Origin of the sequence: Nocardioides aestuarii, assembly GCF_039527245.1 — a bacterium.
In the GTDB taxonomy this organism is placed as follows: domain Bacteria; phylum Actinomycetota; class Actinomycetes; order Propionibacteriales; family Nocardioidaceae; genus Nocardioides; species Nocardioides aestuarii.
The window spans coordinates 1,893,093-1,915,295 of record NZ_BAAAJT010000002.1 but is presented as its reverse complement, the minus strand read 5'-3'; the positions used below and the strand labels follow the sequence as shown (position 1 = coordinate 1,915,295).

Below are 22,203 nucleotides of genomic sequence, written 5' to 3'. Positions count from 1 at the left end.
GTCGGGTACGGCGGGCGGCGCGGGCCGCGTCAGTCGGTGTCGCGGCCGGAGATGGCGCGGGCGACGCTCTTGGGGACGTCGGGGTCGAAGACGTTGGGGATGATGAAGCTCGGGTTGAGCTCGTCGTCCTTGACGACCAGGGCGAGCGCCTCGGCCGCCCGCAGCAGCATGTCGACGCTGACCTCGGAGGCGCGGGCGTCGAGCAGGCCGCGGAAGACGCCCGGGAACGCGAGCACGTTGTTGATCTGGTTGGGGTAGTCGCTGCGGCCCGAGGCCACGACCGCGGCGTACTTGCCGGCCTCGCCGGGGTCGACCTCGGGGTCGGGGTTGGCGAGGGCGAAGATCACGGCCTGGTCGGCCATCTCGGCGATCCAGTCGGGCTGGAGGATCCGCGGGGCGGAGACGCCGATGAAGACGTCGGCGCCCTGCAGCACGGCGTGGAGGTCGCCGGTGACGCGGCGGGGGTTGGTCGCCTCGGCGAGCTCGCGGTGGGCCTCGGAGAGCGACTCGTCGCCGGCGCAGATCGCGCCCTCACGGTCGACCACCACCACGTCGGACACCCCGGCCGCGAGCAGCAGCGTCACGATCGCCGTCCCGGCAGCACCGCCGCCGCTGACGACGACGCGGACGTCGGCCATCTGCTTCTTGACCACGCGCAGCGCGTTGGTGAGGGCGGCGAGGACGACGATGGCGGTGCCGTGCTGGTCGTCGTGGAAGACGGGGATGTCGAGGCTCTCGCGCAGCCGGGCCTCGATCTCGAAGCAGCGCGGCGCCGCGATGTCCTCGAGGTTGATGCCGCCGAAGCCGGGGGCGATCATCTCGACGGCCTTGACGATCTCGTCGGTGTCCTGGCTGGCCAGGCAGATCGGCCAGGCGTCGATGTCGGCGAACCGCTTGAACAGCGCGGCCTTGCCCTCCATGACCGGCAGCGCGGCGCCCGGCCCGATGTTGCCGAGGCCGAGCACGGCCGAGCCGTCGGTCACGACGGCGACGCTGTTGCCCTTGACGGTCAGGCGGCTGACGTCGTCGGGGTTCTTCGCCAGCGCCATCGAGACCCGGCCGACCCCGGGGGTGTAGGCCATCGACAGGTCGTCACGCGTACGGAGCGGGACCTTCGACCTGACCTCGATCTTGCCGCCGATGTGGAGCAGGAAGGTCCGGTCGGAGACCTTGTGGACGACGACGCCCTCGACCTCGTCGACCGCGGCGACGACCTTCTCGGCGTGGTCGGAGTCGCTCGCGGAGCAGGTGACGTCGACGACGAGCCGGGCGTGGCTCGACTCCGCGACGTCGATGCCGGTCACGATGCCCCCCTGCTCGGAGATGGCGGTCGCGACCTGCCCGACCACCCCGTGGTCGGGGTTGGTGTGCAACCGCATGGTGATCGAGTAGGACGAGGGCGTGGCGGCCATGCCGACACCTTTCCCCCACACCTCGGTTACCAGCAAGTCGCTAACGTCCGCAGCATGCGCGAGGTGACCGACAACACCGAGAAGTCACGCTACGAGCTGCTGCTCGACGGCCAGGTCGTCGGCTTCGCCGACTACCGCCGCCACGACGACCACCTGACCGTCGTCCACACCGAGATCGACGACGGGCACGAGGGCGAGGGGCTCGGCTCGCTGCTGATGCGTCACGTCCTCGACACCGCCGACGCCGCCGGCCTCCCCGTCCACCCCGCCTGCCCCTTCACGGCCGACTACATCCGTCGCCACCCCGGCGACTACCTCCACCTCGTCCCCGAGGCCCTCCGCGAGAAGTACGACCTGCCGACGGGTTGAGTCGTGGGTTGGTGACACGTGAGTCGCGGAAAGGTGACGCTGCTGACGTCACGAGTGCGCGACTCGCGGGTCACAGATCCGCGACTCGACCTCAGGCGGCGAGGGCGTCCTTGATCTTGTCGCCGATCTTGGCGGGGTCGGTGGTGGGGGAGAAGCGCTTGATGACCTGGCCGTCCTTGCCGACGAGGAACTTGGTGAAGTTCCACTTGATGGCGTCGCCCGGCATCAGGCCGGACTTCTCGTTGCGCAGCCACTCGAAGAGCGGGTGGGCCTCGTCGCCGTTGACGTCGACCTTGGCGAACATCGGGAAGGTGACGCCGAAGGTCCGGTCGCAGAACGACGCGATCTCCTCCTCGTCGCCCGGCTCCTGCCCGCCGAACTGGTTGCAGGGGAAGCCGAGGACGCTGAAGCCCTGCTCGGCGTAGGTATCGTGCAGCTCCTGGAGCCCGGCGTACTGGCCGGTGAAGCCGCACTGGGAGGCGGTGTTGACCACGAGCACCACCTGTCCCTCGTAGGACGAGAGGTCGGTGTCGGTGCCGTCGATCGCGCGCGCGCTGAAGCTGCCCAGGGAGGTCATGGCCCCGATCCTGCCAAAGCGCTGGTCAGACGACGCGGTGCGCTCCGGCCGACGCGGGCGCCGGAAGCACGCCGGGGGCGCCCCACTCGTGGGACGCGAACGCCGTGCCGATCGCCGCGGCGACCCGGTCAGCGTCCTCCCGGCGCACCAGCGCGATCGCCGAGCCGCCGAAGCCACCCCCGGTCATCCGCGCACCCAGGGCACCCTCGGCGAGCGCGGTGTCGACGACGACGTCGAGCTCCTCGCAGGAGATCTCGAAGTCGTCACGCATCGAGACGTGGCTCTCGGTGAAGGTCGACCCGACCGCCTCCCAGTCGCCGGCCTCGAGGGCCTCGACGACCCGCCCGACGCGCGCCACCTCGGTCACGACGTGCTTCGTACGCCGCCGCAGCCGGTCGGCCGCCGGGCCGGTCAGCCGGGCGAGGTCGGCCTCGGTCGCGCCGCGCAGGTTGTCGAGCCCGAGCTGCTCGGCGGCCAGCTCGCAGTCGCGCCGTCGGGCGACGTAGCCGGTGCCGTCGACGAGCGAGTGGGCCGACCGCGTGTCGACGACCAGCAGCGTGAGCCCGGCGGACCCGGGGTCCCAGGTCACCGGCCGGTCGTCGTGGGAGGTGAAGTCGATCAGCAGCGCGTGGCCGGGTTCGCCGAGGAGCGACACCGTCTGGTCCATGCCGCCGGTGGGCGCACCGGCCGCCTCCGACTCGGCCCGCACCGTCGGGGTGACCAGGTCGCGGACGTCGAGGTCGAGCCCGGCGGCCTCGGAGGCGGCGAGGGCGACCGAGCAGATCAGCGCGGCCGAGCTCGACAGCCCCGAGCCGAGCGGGACCCGGCCGTCGACGAGCAGGTCGAGGCCGGGGACGTCGTGGCCGGCCTTCTGCAGCGCCCACACCGCGCCCGCGGCGTAGGCCGCCCAGCCCTTCACCGCGCCGGGAGCGAGGTCGTCGAGCGCGATCCGGAGCTCGTCGTCCTGCTGGAGGCTGGCGACCGTGAGCCGGTCGTCCTCACGCAGCCGGACCGCGGCGTAGGTCGCGTGGGGGAGCGCGAGCGGCAGGACCAGGCCGCCGTTGTAGTCGGTGTGCTCCCCGATCAGGTTCACCCGCCCGGGAGCCGCGAAGACCCCGAGGGCGCCGGGAAGCCGCTCCCGCAGGGCGGCCGCGATCTCGTGGGGGTCGCCGGGCTCGACGTGGTCGACGCTCATGGGAGTCGACCCTAGGGGCTGGGCTGCCAGCGGCGCAGCCGCAGGCTGTTGGTCACGACGAAGACCGAGCTGAAGGCCATCGCGGCGCCGGCGAGCATCGGGTTGAGCAGGCCTGCGGCGGCCAACGGCAGGGCGGCGACGTTGTAGGCGAAGGCCCAGAACAGGTTGCCCTTGATCGTGCGGAGGGTACGCCGCGCGAGGCTGATCGCGTCCGCAGCGACCCGCAGGTCGCCGCGCACCAGCGTCAGGTCGGAGGCCTCGATCGCGACGTCCGTCCCGGTGCCCATCGCGAGCCCGAGGTCGGCGGTGGCGAGGGCGGCCGCGTCGTTGACACCGTCACCCACCATCGCGACGGTCCGGCCCTCGGCCTGCAGCCGCTCCACGACAGCGACCTTGTCGGCCGGCATCACCTCGGCGATCACCTCGTCGATCCCGACCTCGGCGGCGACGGCCTCGGCGACCGAGGACCGGTCGCCGGTCAGCAGCACCGGCCGCAGGCCGAGCTCGCGCAGCCGGCGTACGGCCTCGGCGGAGGTGGGCTTGACCTCGTCGGCGACCGCGAGCCAGCCGCGGACCTCGCCGTCCCACGCCACCTCGACGACCGTCGCTCCGGGCTCGAGGTCGACCTCGGACGTCGGCCGTCCGACGGTCACGACCCGGCCCTCGACGGTGCCGCGGACGCCGTGGCCGGCCGTGGCCGCGAAGCCGGTGACCGCGGGCAGCGGGCCGAGGTCCTGGTCGAGCGCCCCGGCCACGACCGCGCGGCCGACCGGGTGCTCGGAGGCGGCCTCGACGGCGGCGGCGAGCCGCAGCACCTCGTCGGCGTCCTCGCCCTGCGCCGAGACCCCGCGCACGAGGGCCATCACCCCGGTGGTGACGGTGCCGGTCTTGTCGAGCACGACGGTGTCGACGCGGCGCGTCGACTCGAGGACCTCGGGGCCCTTGATGAGGATGCCCGCCTGGGCACCGCGGCCGGTGCCGACCATCAGCGCGGTCGGCGTCGCCAGCCCGAGCGCGCAGGGGCAGGCGATGATGAGGACGGCGATCGCGGCGGTGAAGGCGGTGGTGGGGCCGGCGCCGTTGCCGATCCAGAAGCCGAGCGTCGCGACCGACAGCGCGATCACGATCGGGACGAAGACGCCGGAGATCCGGTCGGCGAGGCGCTGGACCTCGGCCTTCCCGTTCTGGGCGTCCTCGACCAGCCGTGCCATCTGCGCGAGCTGGGTGTCGGAGCCGACGCGCGTCGCGCGGACGACGAGCCGGCCGCCGGCGTTGACGGTCGCCCCGGTGACGGTGCTGCCCGGGCCCACCTCGACCGGCACGGACTCCCCGGTCAGCATCGACTCGTCGACCGCCGAGCTGCCCTCGACGACCTCGCCGTCGGTGGCGACCTTCTCCCCCGGGCGTACGACGAACAGGTCGCCGACCACGAGCTGGTCGGCCGGGACCGTCACCTCGGCGCCGTCGCGGAGGACGTGGACCTCCTTGGCGCCCATCTCGAGCAGCGCCCGGAGGGCGGCACCGGCGCGCCGCTTCGACCGGTGCTCGAACCAGCGGCCGGCGAGGATGAACGTCGTGACGCCGGCGGCGGCCTCGAGGTAGATGTTGCCGCTGCCGTCGGTGCGCTCGACCGTCAGCTCGAAGGGGTGGGTCATGCCCGGCGTCCCGGCGGTGCCGAGGAACAGCGCGTAGAGCGACCAGCCGAAGGCGGCGAGCACACCGATGGACACGAGGGTGTCCATGGTCGAAGTGCCGTGGCGGGCGTTGACCCAGGCCGCGCGGTGGAACGGCCAGGCGCCCCAGACGACCACCGGCGCGGCCAACGTGAGCGAGGCCCACTGCCAGTAGTCGAACTGCCAGGCCGGCACCATCGCCAGCGCGATCACCGGCACGGCGAGCACGGCCGAGACGACCAGCCGCTGGAGCAGCGGGTCGACCGGCTCGCCATCGTCGGCGGTGGGTTCCTCCGCGCGCGGCAGCGTCGCGGCGTAGCCCGCCTGCTCGACGGTCTCGACGAGCTGCTCGGGCGTGATCGCCTCGGGATAGGTGACCTTCGCCTTCTCGGTCGCGTAGTTGACGGTCGCGACCACGCCGTCGAGCTTGTTGAGCTTGCGCTCGATCCGGTTGGCGCAGGACGCGCAGGTCATGCCGGTGATGGCGAGCTCGACGTCGGTGGTGAGGGGTTCAGTGGTCATGGCCGTCCACCTCCAGGACGAACGCGGCGGTGTGGACCACGTCGTGGAGCTTGAAGTCGAGGAACAAGCGGTAGCGACCCACGCTCGGGACCTCCGCGACGAAGGGAATGTCCGGTCCGGCGGCGGACTCCTCCGGGTGGACGTGGAGGTAGGCGAGGTCGCCCTCACGCAGCGCGACCAGGTGGCCGTAGGCGCCGAGGTAGGGCTGGAGGTCGGTGACGGGCTCGCCGTCGCGGGTGACGGTCGCGGTCAGCGGCGACGACCCGCCCGCCTCGAGGTCACCGGCGAGGGTGACCTCGTAGGGTCCGACGCGGTCCGTGCGGCTCACCGCGGGCGCGGGCGAGGCGGCGTACGTGCCGGAGACCTCGACGTCCGCGCCCAGCACGAGCTCGGGTCCACCGGTCGGGGTGAAGTCGGCGATGACGCGGTTGCTGCCGGGCTCGAGGTCGAGCCGCGCGGTCCAGGTGCCGTCGTCGGCCATCGTCGGGTGGACGTGCTGATAGCCGGTGCCGTCGCGGCGGACCTTGACCAGGTGGAGCGGCTGGTCGTGGACCACGTCGTACGCCGTGACGGCATGGCCGTCCGGTCCGTCGACGGTGAATCGGAGCGGCTGCTGGCGGACGACCCGGAGCGTGTAGCCCTGCTCGGAGGTCTGCAGCCCACCCGGCGCGTGGGCGACTGCCTGCTCGGTGTGCCCGCCGTCGTCGTGACCCGCCGCGCCCATGTCGTCGTGGGCGACGGGGGTGGCGACGTCGACCGGGTTGGCGACCGCTCCGACCCCGCGGGCGGCGAGGAAGACGGCGACCAGGCCGAGGACGAAGCCGGCGATCCGGACGGGGGTGCTCATGGGGTGCTCACGCCAGCTGGTAGCCGGCCTCCTCGACGGCCGCGCGCACCGCGGACTCGTCGACCGGCTCGGCGCTCGTGACGGTGACCTGACCGGACTCGAGGACGACGTCGACGTCCTCGACGCCGGCGACCTCGGAGACCTCCTCGGTGACGGAGGCGACGCAGTGGCCGCAGGTCATGCCGGTGACGGTGAAGGTCTGGGTGCTCATGGGGATCTCCTCGTGGTCAGGGGTTCAGGAGCGGACGAGCCGCGCGATGGCGTCGGAGGCCTCGCGGACCTTGCGGTCGGCCTCGGGTCCGCCCTGCTTCGCAGCGTCGACGACGCAGTGGGTGAGGTGGTCGTGGAGCAGCGTCAGCGCGACCGACTCCAGCGCCTTGGTGGCGGCGGAGACCTGGGTCAGCACGTCGATGCAGTACTTCTCCTCCTCGACCATCCGCTGGAGACCGCGCACCTGGCCCTCGATGCGGCGCAGCCGCTTGAGGACCTTGTCCTTGTCGTCGTGGGCGAGGTAGCCGTGCACGTGCTCGTGGGTGGCCTCGGCGCTGGTCTCCGTCATGCGGAGAACCATACCCCCCTACCGTATGAGTTGCAATGCCCCGGTCAGCGTCGACCCACCGTGACGTCGCCGAAGATGCCCGCCACCCGGTCGCCGCGCGCGACGCACGGGCCCTCGAGCCGGGCGCTGCCGACCAAGCCGCTCGCGTGGAGCCGCTGGCCCTCCCGCACTGCGAGCCGGCCGGTCTCGTCGAGCAGCACCACGCCCTGCCCGGTCTGCCACGCGGTCCAGCCGTCCGGCCAGATCGTGGGGCGTCCGTCGAGGACCACGCACCCGTCCTCGACCCCGACGCGTCCCTGCACCAAGGGCTGCACGTGGGCCTCCGCCGGCGGGTACGTCGCCACCGCGACCTCGGTGACGCCGGAGCCCTCGGCCAGCGGTGGGACGACGACCGACGGGTCCGCCTCGTGGAGCCCGCGCACGTCGTCGAACCACATCGACCTGACGTCGAAGCGCACCGGGTCGTCGGTGTCGAGCGCTGCCTGCACGGTCAGCACCAGCGACTGCACGACGGCCTCCGTCTCGGGGATGCAGCAGAGGTCGAGCGCCGGGTAGGGGTCGCGGGTGTCGCCCCGCAGCGACACCTCGACCACCCCGTCCTCGTGCGTCACCGACTCGACGTCGACCACGGGTTCGCCGTTCTCGCCGACCGCGAAGTTGAAGCCGTCGAGCTTGCCCTCGGGGGCCTGGTTCGTGAGCAGCGCGTGCAGGGCGTCGTAGCCGGGGTCACCGGTGGCGTCGACCGGCGTCTCGTAGGTCGTCAGCAGCGACGCGCCGTCGAAGGTCGGCTCGGCCAGCAGGTAGTAGAGCCGGGCGCGGTCGTCGGCGGCGAGCTCGTCGACCGGGCCACCACCGAGCGCGCAGCCGGAGGGAGCGAGGAGCAGCGTGACCGCGAGGAGGAGGCGCATGGGGGTCAGACGACCACCGCCTGCTCGCGGTTCCCGCGCGCCCGTACGGCGGGTCGCGACGGCAAGGCAACCGAACGGCCGTGGCGCACGTCACTATCCATGAGTCGTCACTCGAGGGAGTCGTCATGCCACCACGCAGCCGCACCGTCCGCCCCGTCCGCGCCGCCCTGGCCACGGTCCTGACCGCGGCGCTCGCGCTGTCGGCGGCCCCGGCGACCGCGGCCCCTGGTGCCGGAGCGCGTCCCTCGACGTCCGTCCCGGGAGGAGACGTCGGGAGGTGGAAGGTGCGCGCGGCCGGGCCCGGAGAGTGGGTCGTCACGTGGCGCTCGCCGGCGCGGCTCCCGGTGACCTCGGACCGGCCGACGATCGTGCACGGCGGCACCGCCCTCGGCGTCCCGACGGTGCGCGCCGACGGCCGGACGGTCACCACCTCGGTGGCCTCGCCGACGCGGCCCGACCCCGCTGCCCTCGACGTCGTGCTCTCCGGGGACCGGCTCGACGTCGCCGGGTCCGACGTGCCCGACCAGCGGACGGCCCGTTCCTCCGCCGTGCCGCGGCTGCCCGCGCTCGAGGCCGATCCGGCGGAGCCGGGCAGCTACGAGACCAGCACGACCGACTACGAGCTCGCGCCGGTGCCGCTGCCGGGGATGCCGGAGCCGATCGAGATGGTGGGCCACGTCGTCGAGCCTGTGCTGGGAGCCGACGCCGGACCGCGGCCGCTGGTCCTCTTCCTCCACGGCCGCCACAGCTTCTGCTACGACCCGACCGAGTCGGGGGCCGACGAGTGGAGCTGGCCGTGCCAGGCGCCGGCGATCGACATCCCCAGCCACCTCGGCTACGACTACATCCAGCAGGTGCTCGCGTCGCAGGGCTACGCGACCGTCTCCGTGCGCGTCAACGGCATCAACGCCCAGGACTACCGGCTCGCCGACGGCGGCGCCGACGCTCGGGCGGCGATCGTGCAGGCGCACCTCGACCACTGGGTCGACCTCGCCGACGAGCACCAGGTCGACCTCGACCAGGTCGTGCTCGTCGGCCACAGCCGCGGCGGCGAGGGGGTCGACCGGGCCTCGATCCAGATCGACGCGGACGCGCCCTACCGGATCGCCGGCCAGGTGCTGCTCGCCCCGACCAACTTCGGCACCCAGTCCGCGCCGTACGTGCCCACCGTGACGGTGCTGCCCTCCTGCGACGGCGACGTCTTCGACCTCCAGGGTCAGCGGTTCACCGACAGCGGTCGCGACCTCTTCGACGACGACACCTCGCTGAAGAGCTCGGTGTTCGTCTCCGGCGCCAACCACAACTTCTTCAACACCGAGTGGACCCCCGGCCTCGCCGAGGCGCCCGCCTGGGACGACTGGGGCGGCGGTGGGCCGGCCACGCTGTGCGGCGAGGGCTCGCCGACCCGGCTGACGGCCACCGAGCAGCAGCGCGTCGGCGTGGCCTACGTCGCCGGAGCCGTCGCGCTCTTCACCCGCGACGACCAGGAGGTGCTGCCCCTGTTCGACGGCTCGGTCGTGCGGCCCCCCACCATCGGCGCGGCCGACGTGCGCTCCCACGCGATCGGCGGCGGCCGCGACGTCCGCGGCGCCGGCACCGAGAGCGGCCTCGCCCTGGCCGACGGCGCCACCACGGCCTTCTGCCGCGGGGTGCTGTCGCAGAGCGGCGTGGGCGCCTGCGGCAAGGGCTACGAGCTCTACGGCCAGGTCCCGCACTGGTACGACGCCCGCGAGCTCGCACCGTCCCGGCCGGAGCTCGAGATGAGCTGGTCCGCGGTGGGCCAGTCGGGCGGGCTGCGGCTCGACGAGCCGCTCGACCTGTCCTCCGGCCGGCTCGAGCTGCGCACCATCGTCGACCCGACCCGCGGCGACGTGCGGCTGCGGCTGCGGCTGACCGACGCCGACGGCACCTCGGCCGTCGTCACCCCCGCCGACGACGGACTGGTGCGCGCACTGCCCTCCGACCGTCGTTCGGCGAAGCGGTGGGCCCAGACCGTGATCGCCGACCCGGCCGAGGCGACCGGCATCGACCTCTCCCGGGTGGAGCAGGTGGAGGTCATCGGCGACAGCGAGGACGGCCGGATCTGGGTGCTCGACCTCGCCGCGGCCCCCGACACCCTCGCCGCGGTGCCCGACACCCGCGCCGCCACCGTGAGCATGGGCTCGCTGCGGCTGCGCGAGGGCGACACCGACGGCACCGCGGTCGCCGAGGTCCCCTGGACCGTCGACGGGACGCTGACCGAGCCCGCCGAGCTGCTCGTCGGCATCTCCACCGGCTGGCGCCCCCGCGACCGCGAGGTCGTGCGCCTCGACGTGGCGCCGGGCCAGACGTCGGGCACCATCCCGGTCGAGTACGAGTCCAACGACCTCGACGACTACGGGGACCGCTTCACCCAGCTCGAGGCGCACCCCGTCGACCACGTCATGACCGACGCCTACGTGGGCGTGCTGCGCGTGGTCGACGACGACCCGCGGCCGCGGATGTCCTTCACCACGCCGCGGCGGGTCGCCGAGGGCGACCAGATCCCCGTGCGGGTCCGCATCGAGGGTGGCGCGAGCTATCCGCTGTACGCCGCGGTCGAGGTCGTCCGCGGGAGCAGCGACCGCGAGCCGCTCCGGATCGGCGACCTCCCCGTCCGCTGGCTCGCCGGCCACGACGTGGCCGGCAGCGACCCACGGACCCCGCTCCACCGGGCCGGGGTCTACCTCGGCCGCACGGTCCGGCCCGGCGACCACACGGTCACGCTGACGATGCCGACCCGCGTCGACCGGGTCGACGAGGGGGTCGAGGTCGTCACCTTCTCGATGGACCTGGGTCGTCGTGAGGTCCGCAGGACGGTGCGCGTGGTGGACTGACCCCATGAGCAGGCGACGGGCGGCGGCGACCGTGGTGGTCGCCGTCCTGCTGCTCGGCGGCTGCAGCGGGGCACCGGCGACGCCGGAGGCGCCGGCGCCCACCGCCACCCTCGGGTTCACCCAGCTGATCCCGAAGGAGGGCACCCGCCACGCGTTGCTGCGGGTGACCAACACCGGCGAGGACGACCTGGTCGTCGAGTCCGTGGCCGTCGAGTGGCCCGGCTACGCCGGCGGCGAGCCGTCACCGGCCGACCCCACCATCCCCGCCGGCCGGACGCTCGACCTCCAGCTCGACCTGCCCGACCCGACCTGCGAGCCGACGGACGAGGCGCCCGTCGGGATCGTGACGACCTCGACCGGGACCATCCGCGCCGAGCTCGAGGCCACCGGGGCGACGTACCTCCGACGGCTGTGGCGCACCCAGTGCGACACCGCCTACATCGAGTCGACGGTCGCCATCACCTACTCGCCGCAGTGGCGGGTCGTCGGCCAGGGGGTCGACGCGCGGGCGCTCGGCTGGATCGGCCTCGAGCGGCGCGACGGCGAGGAGGCCGTCACCGTCACCGACGTGGACGGCAGCGTCCTCCACGGGCTGCGGCTGCCCGGCCCGACCACGCTCGAGGCCGGCGAGCAGCGGGTCGAGGTGCCGCTGGAGATCACTCCCGGCAACCGCTGCGACGAGCACGCGCGCGGCCAGGCCACCGCACCCTTCGACTTCCTCATGCACCTGAGGGTCGGCGACGGTCGCCCGGTGGCCCACCAGGTCGAGGTTCCCCTCGCCGCGATGGACGCCGCCACCGACGCGCTCGACGTCGCCTGCGCCGCGCGCGACTAGCGAGCCGCGTCAGCCGACGCGGACCGTGCCGGTCGCGGAGGCGCCGGTGAACGGGGAGGCGCCGAGATACTCGACGACGACGGGGAAGCGGCCCTTGGGGTGCTTGCGGTGCCGGCCGAACTTCACCACCGCGCGACCGTCGTCGGAGAGCGTCACGGTGCGCGAGCGCTCGCCGACGGTGACCTTGACCTTGCCGGTCGGAGCGGGGCGCACGTGGTCGGGGGCGTGCACCTCGACCTTGACGATGACCACGCGGCGGTTGACGGAGGTCTCGAAGTCGAGGACGGCCTGCGCGGTCGTGACCGGCAGCTCGTCGGGGACCTGCTGGACCGTCTCCAACCCCTCGCCCGACAGCTGCACGCGACAGGTGAGCCGGTGGCCGACGTCGGCGGGGCGGACGGTGTAGACCTGCTCACGGGAGCCCTTGATCTTCTCGCCGTCGCGGAACCAGAGGTAGGACGGCACGGCGGCCGACGGGGTCCAGCGGCCGGGGTTGGCCCGGACGGTCGACCCCAGCGCGGGTGTGCCGCTCAGGCTCGCGGCCCGGGTGACCTCGATCCCGGTCTGGTTGGCGGCCCGGATCAGCTTGTTGGCGCGCTTCCGGATCGCGGGCAGCCGGGTGTAGAGGTTCGTGCCCGGGCAGGCGGTGTCGTTGGTGTCGCGGTGGCCGTCGATGACCGGCAGCCGGACCGTCCGCCCGGCGGCGTACTTGTCGCTGCCCTCGGACCGGACCGTCACCTTCTCGCGCGGCTTGCCGCCGTAGATCGACAGCTTCCACGCGGCGATCGCGGCGACGCCGCTGAGCATCGCGTTGGAGGGACTGCCGGTCTCGAAGTTGCCGATGCACGAGATGCCGGTGGAGTTGTGGTTGAAGCCCAGCGTGTGGGCTCCACGGACCAGCCGGCCGGCCCCGCCGGCCCGACCGACGTAGGTCCGGCCGAAGCGGTCGACGAGGAAGTTGTAGCCGATGTCGGACCAGCCGAGGCTCTGGGTGTGGTAGGCGTACATGCCCCGGATCAACGCCGGGACGTCGCCACGGGCGTAGTCGTTGGCGTTGACGGTGTGGTGGACGTGCACCTGCTTGAGGGTGTCGTTGTAGCTCGGCCGCCCGCTGCGCAGGCGCTCGTTGGCGCCCCAGTCGCTGCGGCCGATCAGGTCGGGCCGCTTCACGCGCGCCGTGGTGGTGTCCTCGGCGTCGGGCGTCGTGGACCGCGCGGCGACCTGCTGGTCGAGCAGCGCGTCGGCGGCCCGCTTCGCCGGGTGGAGGAGCACCAGCGTCAGGTCGTCCGGTCGGTGGCCGTCGACCCGGACCTGGACGCCCGTCGCCCGGCCGATCCACACCAGGTCGGTGCCGAGCCGGGTCGTGTCCTCGGGCACGTCGTGGAGCAGCGAGACGCGCTGCCAGCCCGACCACACGCCGTCGACCCGCGAGCGCACGCGTACGACGGGCGCGGTCGCGCCGACGGCCCAGGTGAACCCGACCATCGAGTGCACCGAGGTCGGCAGCCGCTGGCTCTCCCACCGGCCCGCCGCCTGCTTCGGGAGCAGCTCGTCCCCGAGGCGCACCGAGAGCGACTTCACGTCGCTGCCGTCGTCGGCGGAGAGCACGAGGCCGCCGCCGCTCGGCGGCCCGTCGTCGTCCCCGGGGTGCAGCGCGACGCGCGCCGCCACCCCGACGGAGGCCAGGGCGGCCCCACCGGCGGCAAGCTTCAGCAGCGGTCGTCGGTGGGTCCCACCGACGACTCCGTCCCCACGAGTCACACGCGCCACGTTAACCGCCGAGGGTGGTCGATCGGGTCAGGCGCGGCCGGGCGCCCGTCGTCGGCTCAGGCCTGCTCGCCCCGCCCGGTCGCCGACTGCAGGCGCTCGATGTGCTCCGAGGCCTCGGCCTTGGTGAGGTCGGCAGGCAGGGTCTCGCCTGCCTCGCGCGCCAAGGTGTCGAGATAGCTCTTCTGGGCGCCGGTCATCGGCTCGTCGCCGGTGGTCCACTCGGCAGGATCCTTCTCGGTGGTGGTGGGGGCGTCGGCGCCGATCACGTCGTCGCCGGCGGCATCGCTGGTCGAATGTGTGTTCGATTCACTCATGCCTCGAACGTAGCGCGCTCAGGAGACGTTCTCCAGCACGACCGCGAGCCCCTGTCCGACGCCGATGCAGATCGCGGCGAGGCCCCAGCGGTCGCCCGTCGTGCGCAGCCGGTGCGCGAGGGTGCCGAGGACCCGGGCGCCCGACGCGCCCAGCGGGTGGCCGATCGCGATCGCCCCGCCCCAGGCGTTGACGAGCTCGTGGTCGACCGGCCACGCGTCGAGGCAGGCGAGCGACTGGACGGCGAAGGCCTCGTTGAGCTCGACGGCGGCGACGTCGTCCCAGCCGATGCCGGCGCGGGCGAGGGCCCGGTTCGCGGCCTCGACGGGAGCGAGGCCGAAGCGCTGCGGCTCGAGGGCCGCGGCCCCGCGCCCTGCGACTCGCGCCAGCGGCGGCAGGTCGACCGCACCCTCCGCACCGAGCAGCAGCGCGGCCGCACCGTCGCTGAGTGGCGACGCGTTGCCGGGCGTGATCGTCCCGTCGGGGCGGAATGAGGGCTTGAGCCCGGCGAGCTTCTCGACGGTGGAGTCGGCGCGGATGCCTTCGTCGCGCGCGAGGTCGGCGCCCGGCACGGGGACGACGAGGTCGTCGTAGCGGCCGTCGTCCCAGGCCTGCGCCGCGAGCCGGTGGGAGCGGATGGAGAACTCGTCCTGGCGCTCGCGGCCGATGCCGAGCTCGGCGGCGACCTGCTCGTTGCTCTCGCCGAGCGAGACTGTCCACTCGGCCGGCATCCGCTCGTTGACCAGCCGCCAGCCGAGCGCCGTCGAGACCGCCTCGACGTTGCCGGCCGGGAAGGCACGCGACGGCTTGGGCATGACCCACGGCGCCCGGGTCATCGACTCCACGCCTCCCGCGACGACGACGTCGGCGTCCCCGGACTCGACGGTCCGGGAGGCCTGCATCGCGGCGTCGAGCGACGACCCGCACAGCCGGTTGATCGTGGTGGCAGGTACGCCGACGGGCAGGCCGGCGAGCAGGACGGCCATCCGGCCGACGTTGCGGTTGTCCTCACCCGCCTGGTTGGCGCACCCCCAGACCACGTCGCCGATCCGGTCGTGGTCCAGGCCCGGGGCCTTCGCGAGCACCGCCGAGAGCGCCGTCGCCGCCAGGTCGTCGGGTCGTACGCCGGCCAGGGCGCCGCCGAACCTGCCGAACGGGGTCCGCGCGGCGGCGTACACGAAGCAGCTCGTCATGGACCCGATGATGCCCGCCGCCCCCGGGGAACGACGAAGGCCCCGGGGTGACCCGGGGCCTTCGAGGTGGTGCGCGAGGGGGGAGTTGAACCCCCACGTCCTTTCGGACACACGGACCTGAACCGTGCGCGTCTGCCTATTCCGCCACTCGCGCGAGAAGCGGGCTCAGGCTATCCCAGCGCCCAGATCATCCCCAAACCGAGCCGTGACGGACGCCCGTCCAGCGCGGGGTGGACGCGAGGCACGGGGCTCACCGATACGATCGCGGGACTGATCCGGCAGTGAGAGGAGGCGACGCGTGGGGGCACTGCAGAACTTCGAGCGACGGCTCGAGCAGGCCATCTCGGGTGCGTTCGCCAAGGCGTTCCGCAGCGCGGTGCAACCGGTGGAGATCGCCGCAGCGCTCCAGCGGGAGTGCGACAACAACGCCCAGATCATGTCCCGCGACCGCCGGATGGTGCCCAACCGCTTCCACGTCGAGCTCTCCGAGACCGACCTCCAGCGACTGTCGGCCTACGACGCGACGATGGCTCGCGAGCTGCGCGACCAGCTCCAGGAGCACGCCGACGCCCAGGGCTACGTCTTCCCCGGTGAGATCAGCGTCGACTTCGAGGCCTCCGAGGACCTCACGACCGGGCGGTTCCGGATCCGCAGCGAGGCGCAGGCCCAGGTCCGCAGCAACGCCACCCACACCCAGGTGACGCGGGCGAAGGCGCTGGTCGTCATCAACGGCACCCAGCACCCGCTCCACCCGCCGGCGATGGTCGTGGGTCGCGGCACCGAGGCGGACATCCGGATCAACGACCCGGGCGTGAGCCGGCGCCACATCGAGTTCTCGGTCGCCGGCCACGGAGGCGTGCTCGACGTGCGGGTTCGCGACCTGGGGTCCACGAACGGCATGCTGGTCGACGGCCACCGGATCTCCTCGACCGCCCTGCGCGACGGTTCCGAGGTCAAGATCGGCAACACCACCATGACCGTGCGGATCGTCGCGGAGACCGAGAAGGACCCCCATGTCTGAGCTCACGCTGTTCCTGATCCGGGTCGCGTACCTCGCGATCCTGTGGATCTTCGTGCTCTCCGCCATCTCCGTCGTCCGTTCCGACATGTTCGGCGCGCGCGTGCCCGACACCGGTCGCGGCGCCGGCGGCGGCAAGCCCAAGAAGCAGAAGCCGGCCAAGCAGCCGGCGAAGAAGCGCGGCAGCCCGACCCACGTGCTGGTCGTCGAGGGCGCCAACGCCGGCGAGCGCGCCGAGCTCGACCAGGCCCCGATCCTCATCGGCCGCGGCAACGACGCGGCGATCCGGCTCGACGACGACTACGTCTCGACCCGCCACGCCCGGATCGCCTCCTCCGCCGACCAGTGGTTCGTCGAGGACCTCGGCTCGACCAACGGCACCTACGTCGGGACCGCGCGCATCACCCAGCCCACGACGCTCGCGCTCGGAACGCAGGTCCGCATCGGCAAGACGATCCTCGAGCTGAGGAAGTAGCGCCTGATGCGTCTCGACTACGCCGCGATCTCCGACGTCGGCCGGGTCCGCAAGGACAACCAGGACTCCGGCTACGCAGGCCCCCACGTGATCGCCGTCTGCGACGGCGTCGGCGGTGCCGCCCGGGGCGACATCGCCTCCTCCACCGCGATCAGCGCGCTCCGTGGCCTCGACGCCGGGCCGGCCGACGGCCACCGCGACGACCTGCTCGGTCACGTCAGTGGCGCCCTCCACCGCGCTCACGACAAGATCGGCGAGCTCGTCGACGACAACCCCGCGCTCTCGGGCACCAGCACCACCGCGACGGTGGCGGTCTTCGACGGCGAGCGGCTCGGCCTGGGCCACGTCGGCGACAGCCGCGCCTACCTCCTGCGCGGCGGGGAGCTGCGCCAGCTGACGAAGGACCACACCTTCGTCCAGACCCTCATCGACGACGGCCAGATCACCGAGGAGGAGTCGCGGGTCCACCCCCACCGCAACCTGATCCTCCGCGCGGTCGACGGCATCCACGACCTCGAGCCCGACCTCGAGGTCGTCGAGCTCGAGCTCGGCGACCGGCTGCTCTTCTGCTCCGACGGCGCCTGCGGCGTGCTCGACAACACCCGCCTCGCCGACATCCTCGGCAGCGGCAACGCCGACTTCGCCGCGGTCGAGCTGGTCCGCGCCAGCCTCGCCGCGGGCTCCACCGACAACGTGACCTGCCTGGTCGCCGACGTCGCCGAGGGCGATCCCGACACCGGCGTCGAGCCGATGCTCGTCGGCGCGGCCGCCGAGCTGCCCCGCCGCGGCCGCGGTGTCACCGGCCTGTTCCGCGGCCACCGGTCGGGCGACACCGGAGAGCTCGAGCCGGTCGACGCCGAGATCCCCGACGACATCGACGGCTACGCCACCCGGACCGACCCGATCGACCCCGAGGAGGCGCGCTACGCGCCCCAGCCACCGCGACGCTTCACCTGGGTACGCCGGGTCCTCGCGCTCGTCGCCGTGGTCGGGCTGGTCTGGGTCGCCGCCGCCGGTGCGTGGTCGTGGAGCCAGCAGCAGTACTACGTGAGCGAGTACGACGGGAAGGTCGCGATCTACCGGGGCGTCGACGGCAGTCTCCCCGGACTCGAGCTCTCCTCGCCCTACGAGGTCACCGACATCGAGATGGACAGCCTCAGCGACTACGACCGCAGCCAGGTCGAGGAAGGCATCGGCGCCGGCGACCTCGACACCGCTCGCGGCACGGTCTCCAACCTGGTCCCGCAGTCCGGCACCGACGCCGGCTCGACCGGGACGGAGAACGGCTGATGGCGCAGACCGGTGCCCTCTTCGGCTTCGTCCACCGCCGCCGGCGCGGAGCGGAGCTGTTCCTGCTCGTCCTGGCGCTCGCCGTCGGCATCGGCGCCTACGCCGCGGTCGGTCTCGGCGTCGAGGGCACCGTCCCCGCCGACATCATCGGCTACGGCGGCACGCTCGCGGCGCTGGTCGTCGCCGCCCACGTGACCGTCCGCCTCACCGCGTCCTACGCCGACCCGGTGCTGCTGCCCGTCGTGGCCGCCCTCAACGGGCTCGGGCTGGCCGTCATCCGGCGGCTCGACCTGGTCGAGGGCACCGCGTTCGCCGGACGCCAGCTGATCTGGATGGCGGTCGGGGTCGGCCTCTTCGTGCTCACGCTGGTGTTCCTCCGCGACCACCGGGTCCTCCAGCGCTTCACCTACACCCTGGGACTGCTCTCGATCCTGCTGCTCCTGCTGCCGCTGGTCCCCGGGCTGGGCGCCACGATCAACGGCGCGCGGATCTGGATCCAGCTGCTGGGCTTCAGCTTCCAGCCGGGCGAGGTCGCCAAGGTGCTGCTGGTGATCGCGTTCGCCGGCTACCTCGTCCTCCACCGCGACGCGCTCGCGCTCGCCGGTCGGCGGGTGCTGTTCGTCGACCTGCCCCGCGGTCGCGACCTCGGTCCGATCCTCGCGATGTGGCTGGTCAGCCTCGGCATCCTGGTCTTCCAGCGCGACCTCGGTTCCAGCCTGCTCTTCTTCGGCCTGTTCCTGGCGATGCTCTACGTCGCCACCGAGCGCCCCGGTTGGCTGGTCGTCGGCGGCACCCTCTTCTTCGGCGGCGCCGCGATCGCCTACCAGCTCTTCGGCCACGTCCGCTCGCGCGTCGACATCTGGCTCGACCCCTTCGCCCACTACGGCCCCGGCACCGACGACCGCGCCTTCCAGCCCGTCGAGGCGATGTTCGGGATGGGCTGGGGCGGGCTGCTCGGCCGCGGCTTCGGCGACGGCTCCCCCGAGCGGGTGCCCTACGCCGAGTCCGACTTCATCGTCGCCGCGATCGGCGAGGAGCTCGGCCTGACCGGCGTCATCGCCGTCGTGCTGCTCTACGGCCTGCTCGTCGAGCGCGCGCTGCGTGCGGCCCTGGTCTGCCGCGACGGCTTCGGCAAGCTGGTCGCGACCGGCCTCGCCGGCGTGCTGTCGCTCCAGGTCTTCGTCGTCATCGGCGGCGTCACCCGCCTGATCCCGCTGACCGGCCTCACCACGCCCTTCCTCTCCTACGGCGGCTCGAGCCTGGTCGCCAACTGGGTGATCATCGCGCTGCTGCTGCGGATCTCCGACCAGGCCCGCCGCCCCGCCCCGTCGCTCACCCCCGACGACGCCGACGCCGACTCCGAGGCCACCCAGGTGGTCAAGGCCGTGAAGGCGTGACCCCGACATGAACGGTTTCGACATGGCTCGCTGGCGCTCGCCGCTCAACCACCGGTGGCTCGTCCATCGGTTCACCGCCGGGGGCGGTGCCCGATGAACAAGCCGATCCGCACCATCTCGATCTTCTGCCTGCTGCTGTTCCTGGCGCTGATGCTCAACGTCACCTACCTGCAGTACTGGCGGGCGGGCGCCCTCAACGACGACCCGCGCAACCGGCGCGTCCTCGAGGCGTCGTTCTCCAGCGAGCGAGGTGCGATCCTCGTCGGACGCACGGCCATCGCCAAGAGCGAGCGCAGCGACGACCGCTACGAGTGGCAGCGCACCTACCCCCAGCCCGCCAAGTACGCCCACCTCACCGGCTGGTTCTCCTACTTCAGCCAGACCGGGATCGAGCAGTCCCAGAACTCGGTCCTCTCGGGCGAGGACGAGCGGCTCTTCGTCACCCGCCTCGTCGACCTGCTCAGCAACGACGGCACCAAGGGCGGCAGCGTCCAGCTCACCATCGACCCCGACGCCCAGACCGCCGCGTTCGACGGGCTCTCCGCGCTCGGCGACGGCGTCGAGGGCTCGGTGGTGGCGATCGAGCCCAGCACCGGCAAGATCCTCGCGATGGCGTCGCTGCCGACCTACGACCCCAACGAGCTCGCGTCCCACGACTTCGGCGACGTCGCCGACCGCGCCGAGGCGCTGCAGGACCGCGAGGACGAGCCGCTGCTCAACCGGGCCATCCAGACCCGGCTCGCCCCGGGCTCGACCTTCAAGCTGGTGACCGCCGCGGCCGCCATCGAGGAGCTCGGCTACGACGCCCAGTCCCAGGTCCCCGGAGGCGCGACCTACCAGCTCCCCCAGACGACCGGCGACTCCGGGCTCATCGACAACGAGGGCCGGTCCTGCGGCACCGACAAGATCCCGTTCACCCAGGCGATGGCGCAGTCCTGCAACACCACCTTCGCCAAGCTCGCCGTCGAGGTCGGCGCCGACGCGATGCTCGACCAGGCCGAGGCCTTCGGGTTCAACAGCGACTACCTCGAGGACCTCTCGCCCCAGGCGCAGTCGAACTTCCCGAAGAACATGAACCCGCCGGAGACCGGTCAGTCCGGCATCGGCCAGTTCGAGGTGCAGGCCACCCCGCTGCAGATGGCGATGGTCTCGGCCGCGATCGCGAACGGCGGCACCGTGATGCGGCCCTACGTCGTCGACGCCATCCTGACGCCCGAGCTCGCGCCGCTCCCGAAGACCGACCCCGAGGAGATCTCGCAGGCGGTCAGCGCCTCGACCGCCGACGTGATCACCGACCTGATGGTCGAGACGGTCAGCAACGGCACGGCGAACCCGGCCGCGATCCCCGGCTACGACGTCGCCGGCAAGACCGGCACCGCCCAGAGCGGCGTCGAGGGCCAGGCCCCGTACGCCTGGTTCACCTCCTTCGCGCCTGCCGAGGACCCCGAGGTCGCCGTCGCGGTGATGCTCCAGAAGGTGCCGGGCCGCGCGACCGACGAGATCGCCGGCGGTGCGCTCGGCGGACCGATCGCCAAGGCCGTGATGGAGGCGGTGATCGACCCGTGAGCGAGACCCCCGGGGAGACCTTCGCCGACGACGCCCACCGCTACCGCCTCGACTCCCGCATCGCGACCGGCGGCATGGGCGAGGTCTGGCGTGCCACCGACACCACGCTGGGCCGGACCGTCGCGGTCAAGCTGCTGAAGGCCGAGTACGCCGACGACGCGACGTTCCGGTCACGGTTCTCCTCCGAGGCCCAGCACGCCGCCGCGCTCCACCACCCGGGCGTCGCCGCGGTCTACGACTTCGGCGAGGCGGTGTCGAGGGAGGGCCACAGCGACGGCTCGCCCCGCCCGTACCTCGTGATGGAGCTGGTCGACGGCCAGCCGCTGTCCGCGCTGATCCGGCCCGGCCAGCCGCTCGACCCCGACGTGACGCGCGACCTGATGGGCCAGGCGGCCGCCGCGATCGGAGCCGCCCACGCCGCCGGCATCGTCCACCGCGACGTGAAGCCGGCCAACCTCATCGTCACCCCCGACCGCACGGTCAAGATCACCGACTTCGGCATCGCCCGGGCGCTGGAGGGGATGGCGCTCACCCAGACCGGTCAGGTCATGGGCACCCCGCAGTACATCTCGCCCGAGCAGGCGCAGGGCGGCCAGGCGACGCCGGCGTCCGACGTCTACTCGCTCGGCGTGGTGGCCTACGAGTGCCTCACCTCCCAGCGCCCGTTCCAGGGATCGACCCCGGTCGCGACGGCGCTCGCCCACGTCCGCGAGCCGGTGCCGCCGCTGCCCGACAGCGTCCCTGCCGACCTCGCCGCGGTCGTCACCCGCTCGATGGCCAAGGAGCCCTCCGAGCGCTACGCCAACGCCACGGCCTTCGCGGCCGCGCTGCGCGACCCGTCCGCCGCCGCCGCGACGGCCGTCGTCCCCGCCGCGGGCTCGGCCACCGCGGTGATGCCGGCGGTGGTCGGTGCCGCGGCGGCCGCGCCGACGCCGACCGCGTCGACCCCCGTGCCGCCGCCCGAGGAGGAGAAGCGATCGCGGCCGTGGCTGTGGATCGTCCTCGCCGTGGTGCTGCTCGTCGCCCTCGTGGCGTTCGCGGCCGTCGCGCTGACCGGCGGCGACGAGGAGCCGACCGACGACCCGACGCCGAGCCAGACGAAGCGCGACCGGCCGACCCGGACCCCCGAGGAGACGGCGACCGAGGAGCAGTCGCCGACCCAGGAGACGCCGGAGCAGTCGCCCACCTCGCAGGAGCCGGACCCGACGCCCACCGAGACGACGGAACCGACCCAGACGACAGAGCCGACCCAGACCCAGACCCCGGACCCGACCGCGACGGCGACCGACACCGGCAACGGGAACGGCAGCAACACCGGCGCCGAGCCGGCCCCCGACCCGCCCGCGACCCCGACCGCGACCGCGACCAGCGCACCCACGACCGTGGAGGAGGACCAGTGACCGGCCTGATCGGCGGACGCTACGAGCTCG

General features: G+C 73.1%; 20 protein-coding genes and 1 tRNA gene. 9 read left to right on the top strand and 12 right to left on the bottom strand.

Annotation, left to right across the window (positions count from 1 at the left end; all coding sequences use genetic code 11):
• Positions 1-29: 29 nt before the first annotated feature.
• Positions 30-1,412, bottom strand: coding sequence for an NAD-dependent malic enzyme (locus tag ABD091_RS09765; protein WP_343917841.1), 1,383 nt, complete (start codon positions 1,410-1,412; stop codon positions 30-32).
• A gap of 54 nt (positions 1,413-1,466) precedes the next feature.
• Between ABD091_RS09765 and ABD091_RS09760 the strand changes: the two genes are divergently transcribed.
• Positions 1,467-1,781: a GNAT family N-acetyltransferase gene (locus tag ABD091_RS09760; RefSeq protein WP_343917839.1), complete on the top strand. Its 315-nt coding sequence runs from the start codon at positions 1,467-1,469 to the stop codon at positions 1,779-1,781.
• 91 nt (positions 1,782-1,872) lie between these two features.
• Here the strand turns inward: ABD091_RS09760 and ABD091_RS09755 are convergent, their stop codons facing one another.
• The 7 genes from ABD091_RS09755 to ABD091_RS09725 are packed head-to-tail and all read right to left on the bottom strand — an operon-like array spanning position 1,873 to position 8,062.
• Positions 1,873-2,358, bottom strand: a complete 486-nt coding sequence (locus tag ABD091_RS09755) for a glutathione peroxidase (protein ID WP_343917837.1) — start codon at positions 2,356-2,358, stop codon at positions 1,873-1,875.
• A gap of 25 nt (positions 2,359-2,383) precedes the next feature.
• On the bottom strand, positions 2,384-3,553 hold the full coding sequence (galK, locus tag ABD091_RS09750) for a galactokinase (RefSeq protein ID WP_343917835.1): 1,170 nt from the start codon (positions 3,551-3,553) through the stop codon (positions 2,384-2,386).
• Positions 3,554-3,564: 11 nt separating this feature from the next.
• Complete coding sequence (locus tag ABD091_RS09745) at positions 3,565-5,748, bottom strand: heavy metal translocating P-type ATPase (RefSeq protein WP_343917833.1); 2,184 nt, start codon at positions 5,746-5,748, stop codon at positions 3,565-3,567.
• The gene (locus tag ABD091_RS09740) at positions 5,738-6,595 is read right to left on the bottom strand and encodes a hypothetical protein (RefSeq protein WP_343917831.1); all 858 of its coding nucleotides are present in this window, start codon (positions 6,593-6,595) and stop codon (positions 5,738-5,740) included. The genes ABD091_RS09745 and ABD091_RS09740 overlap by 11 nt, the downstream gene beginning before the upstream one ends.
• A 7-nt stretch (positions 6,596-6,602) precedes the next feature.
• Entirely contained in the window at positions 6,603-6,806 is a 204-nt protein-coding gene (locus ABD091_RS09735; RefSeq protein WP_343917829.1) for a heavy-metal-associated domain-containing protein, read from the bottom strand.
• Between the two features lie 24 nt (positions 6,807-6,830).
• Positions 6,831-7,154: a metal-sensitive transcriptional regulator gene (locus ABD091_RS09730; RefSeq protein ID WP_343917827.1), complete on the bottom strand. Its 324-nt coding sequence runs from the start codon at positions 7,152-7,154 to the stop codon at positions 6,831-6,833.
• Between the two features lie 44 nt (positions 7,155-7,198).
• Complete coding sequence (locus ABD091_RS09725; protein ID WP_343917825.1) at positions 7,199-8,062, bottom strand: hypothetical protein; 864 nt, start codon at positions 8,060-8,062, stop codon at positions 7,199-7,201.
• A gap of 125 nt (positions 8,063-8,187) precedes the next feature.
• Here ABD091_RS09725 and ABD091_RS09720 point away from each other — a divergent pair, with 125 nt between their 5' ends.
• Both ABD091_RS09720 and ABD091_RS09715 read left to right on the top strand, forming a co-directional pair.
• Positions 8,188-10,917, top strand: a complete 2,730-nt coding sequence (locus ABD091_RS09720) for an alpha/beta hydrolase (RefSeq protein WP_343917823.1) — start codon at positions 8,188-8,190, stop codon at positions 10,915-10,917.
• A 4-nt stretch (positions 10,918-10,921) separates the two neighbouring features.
• A complete protein-coding gene (locus tag ABD091_RS09715) occupies positions 10,922-11,752 on the top strand; it encodes a hypothetical protein (protein WP_343917821.1) in 831 nt (276 codons plus the stop codon).
• Between the two features lie 9 nt (positions 11,753-11,761).
• Here ABD091_RS09715 and ABD091_RS09710 read toward each other — a convergent pair whose 3' ends face one another.
• The 4 genes from ABD091_RS09710 to ABD091_RS09695 form a co-directional block, all read right to left on the bottom strand.
• Positions 11,762-13,513, bottom strand: coding sequence for a peptidoglycan recognition protein family protein (locus tag ABD091_RS09710; protein WP_343917819.1), 1,752 nt, complete (start codon positions 13,511-13,513; stop codon positions 11,762-11,764).
• A 65-nt stretch (positions 13,514-13,578) separates the two neighbouring features.
• Positions 13,579-13,836, bottom strand: a complete 258-nt coding sequence (locus ABD091_RS09705; RefSeq protein ID WP_343917818.1) for a DUF3072 domain-containing protein — start codon at positions 13,834-13,836, stop codon at positions 13,579-13,581.
• Positions 13,837-13,854: 18 nt separating this feature from the next.
• Positions 13,855-15,027 carry a thiolase family protein gene (locus ABD091_RS09700; RefSeq protein WP_343917816.1) on the bottom strand — a complete coding sequence of 391 codons (1,173 nt, stop codon included), beginning with the start codon at positions 15,025-15,027 and terminating at the stop codon, positions 13,855-13,857.
• Positions 15,028-15,094: 67 nt separating this feature from the next.
• Positions 15,095-15,181: transfer RNA gene (locus ABD091_RS09695), tRNA-Leu, on the bottom strand.
• Positions 15,182-15,325: 144 nt separating this feature from the next.
• Between ABD091_RS09695 and ABD091_RS09690 the strand changes: the two genes are divergently transcribed.
• The 6 genes from ABD091_RS09690 to ABD091_RS09665 all read left to right on the top strand — a co-directional run bounded on the left by ABD091_RS09690 (position 15,326) and on the right by ABD091_RS09665 (position 22,173).
• The gene (locus tag ABD091_RS09690; protein WP_343917814.1) at positions 15,326-16,048 is read left to right on the top strand and encodes an FHA domain-containing protein; all 723 of its coding nucleotides are present in this window, start codon (positions 15,326-15,328) and stop codon (positions 16,046-16,048) included.
• Positions 16,041-16,520, top strand: coding sequence for an FHA domain-containing protein FhaB/FipA (locus ABD091_RS09685; protein WP_343917812.1), 480 nt, complete (start codon positions 16,041-16,043; stop codon positions 16,518-16,520). Before ABD091_RS09690 ends, ABD091_RS09685 begins: the two co-directional genes overlap by 8 nt.
• 6 nt (positions 16,521-16,526) lie before the next feature.
• Positions 16,527-17,810: a PP2C family protein-serine/threonine phosphatase gene (locus ABD091_RS09680; RefSeq protein ID WP_343917809.1), complete on the top strand. Its 1,284-nt coding sequence runs from the start codon at positions 16,527-16,529 to the stop codon at positions 17,808-17,810.
• Positions 17,810-19,207 (top strand): FtsW/RodA/SpoVE family cell cycle protein, encoded by a 1,398-nt coding sequence (locus ABD091_RS09675; RefSeq protein ID WP_343917807.1) that lies wholly within the window; start codon positions 17,810-17,812, stop codon positions 19,205-19,207. The genes ABD091_RS09680 and ABD091_RS09675 overlap by 1 nt, the downstream gene beginning before the upstream one ends.
• Before the next feature lie 93 nt (positions 19,208-19,300).
• Entirely contained in the window at positions 19,301-20,773 is a 1,473-nt protein-coding gene (locus ABD091_RS09670) for a peptidoglycan D,D-transpeptidase FtsI family protein (protein WP_343917805.1), read from the top strand.
• Positions 20,770-22,173, top strand: a complete 1,404-nt coding sequence (locus tag ABD091_RS09665) for a serine/threonine-protein kinase (protein WP_343917803.1) — start codon at positions 20,770-20,772, stop codon at positions 22,171-22,173. Before ABD091_RS09670 ends, ABD091_RS09665 begins: the two co-directional genes overlap by 4 nt.
• Positions 22,174-22,203: the final 30 nt, after the last annotated feature.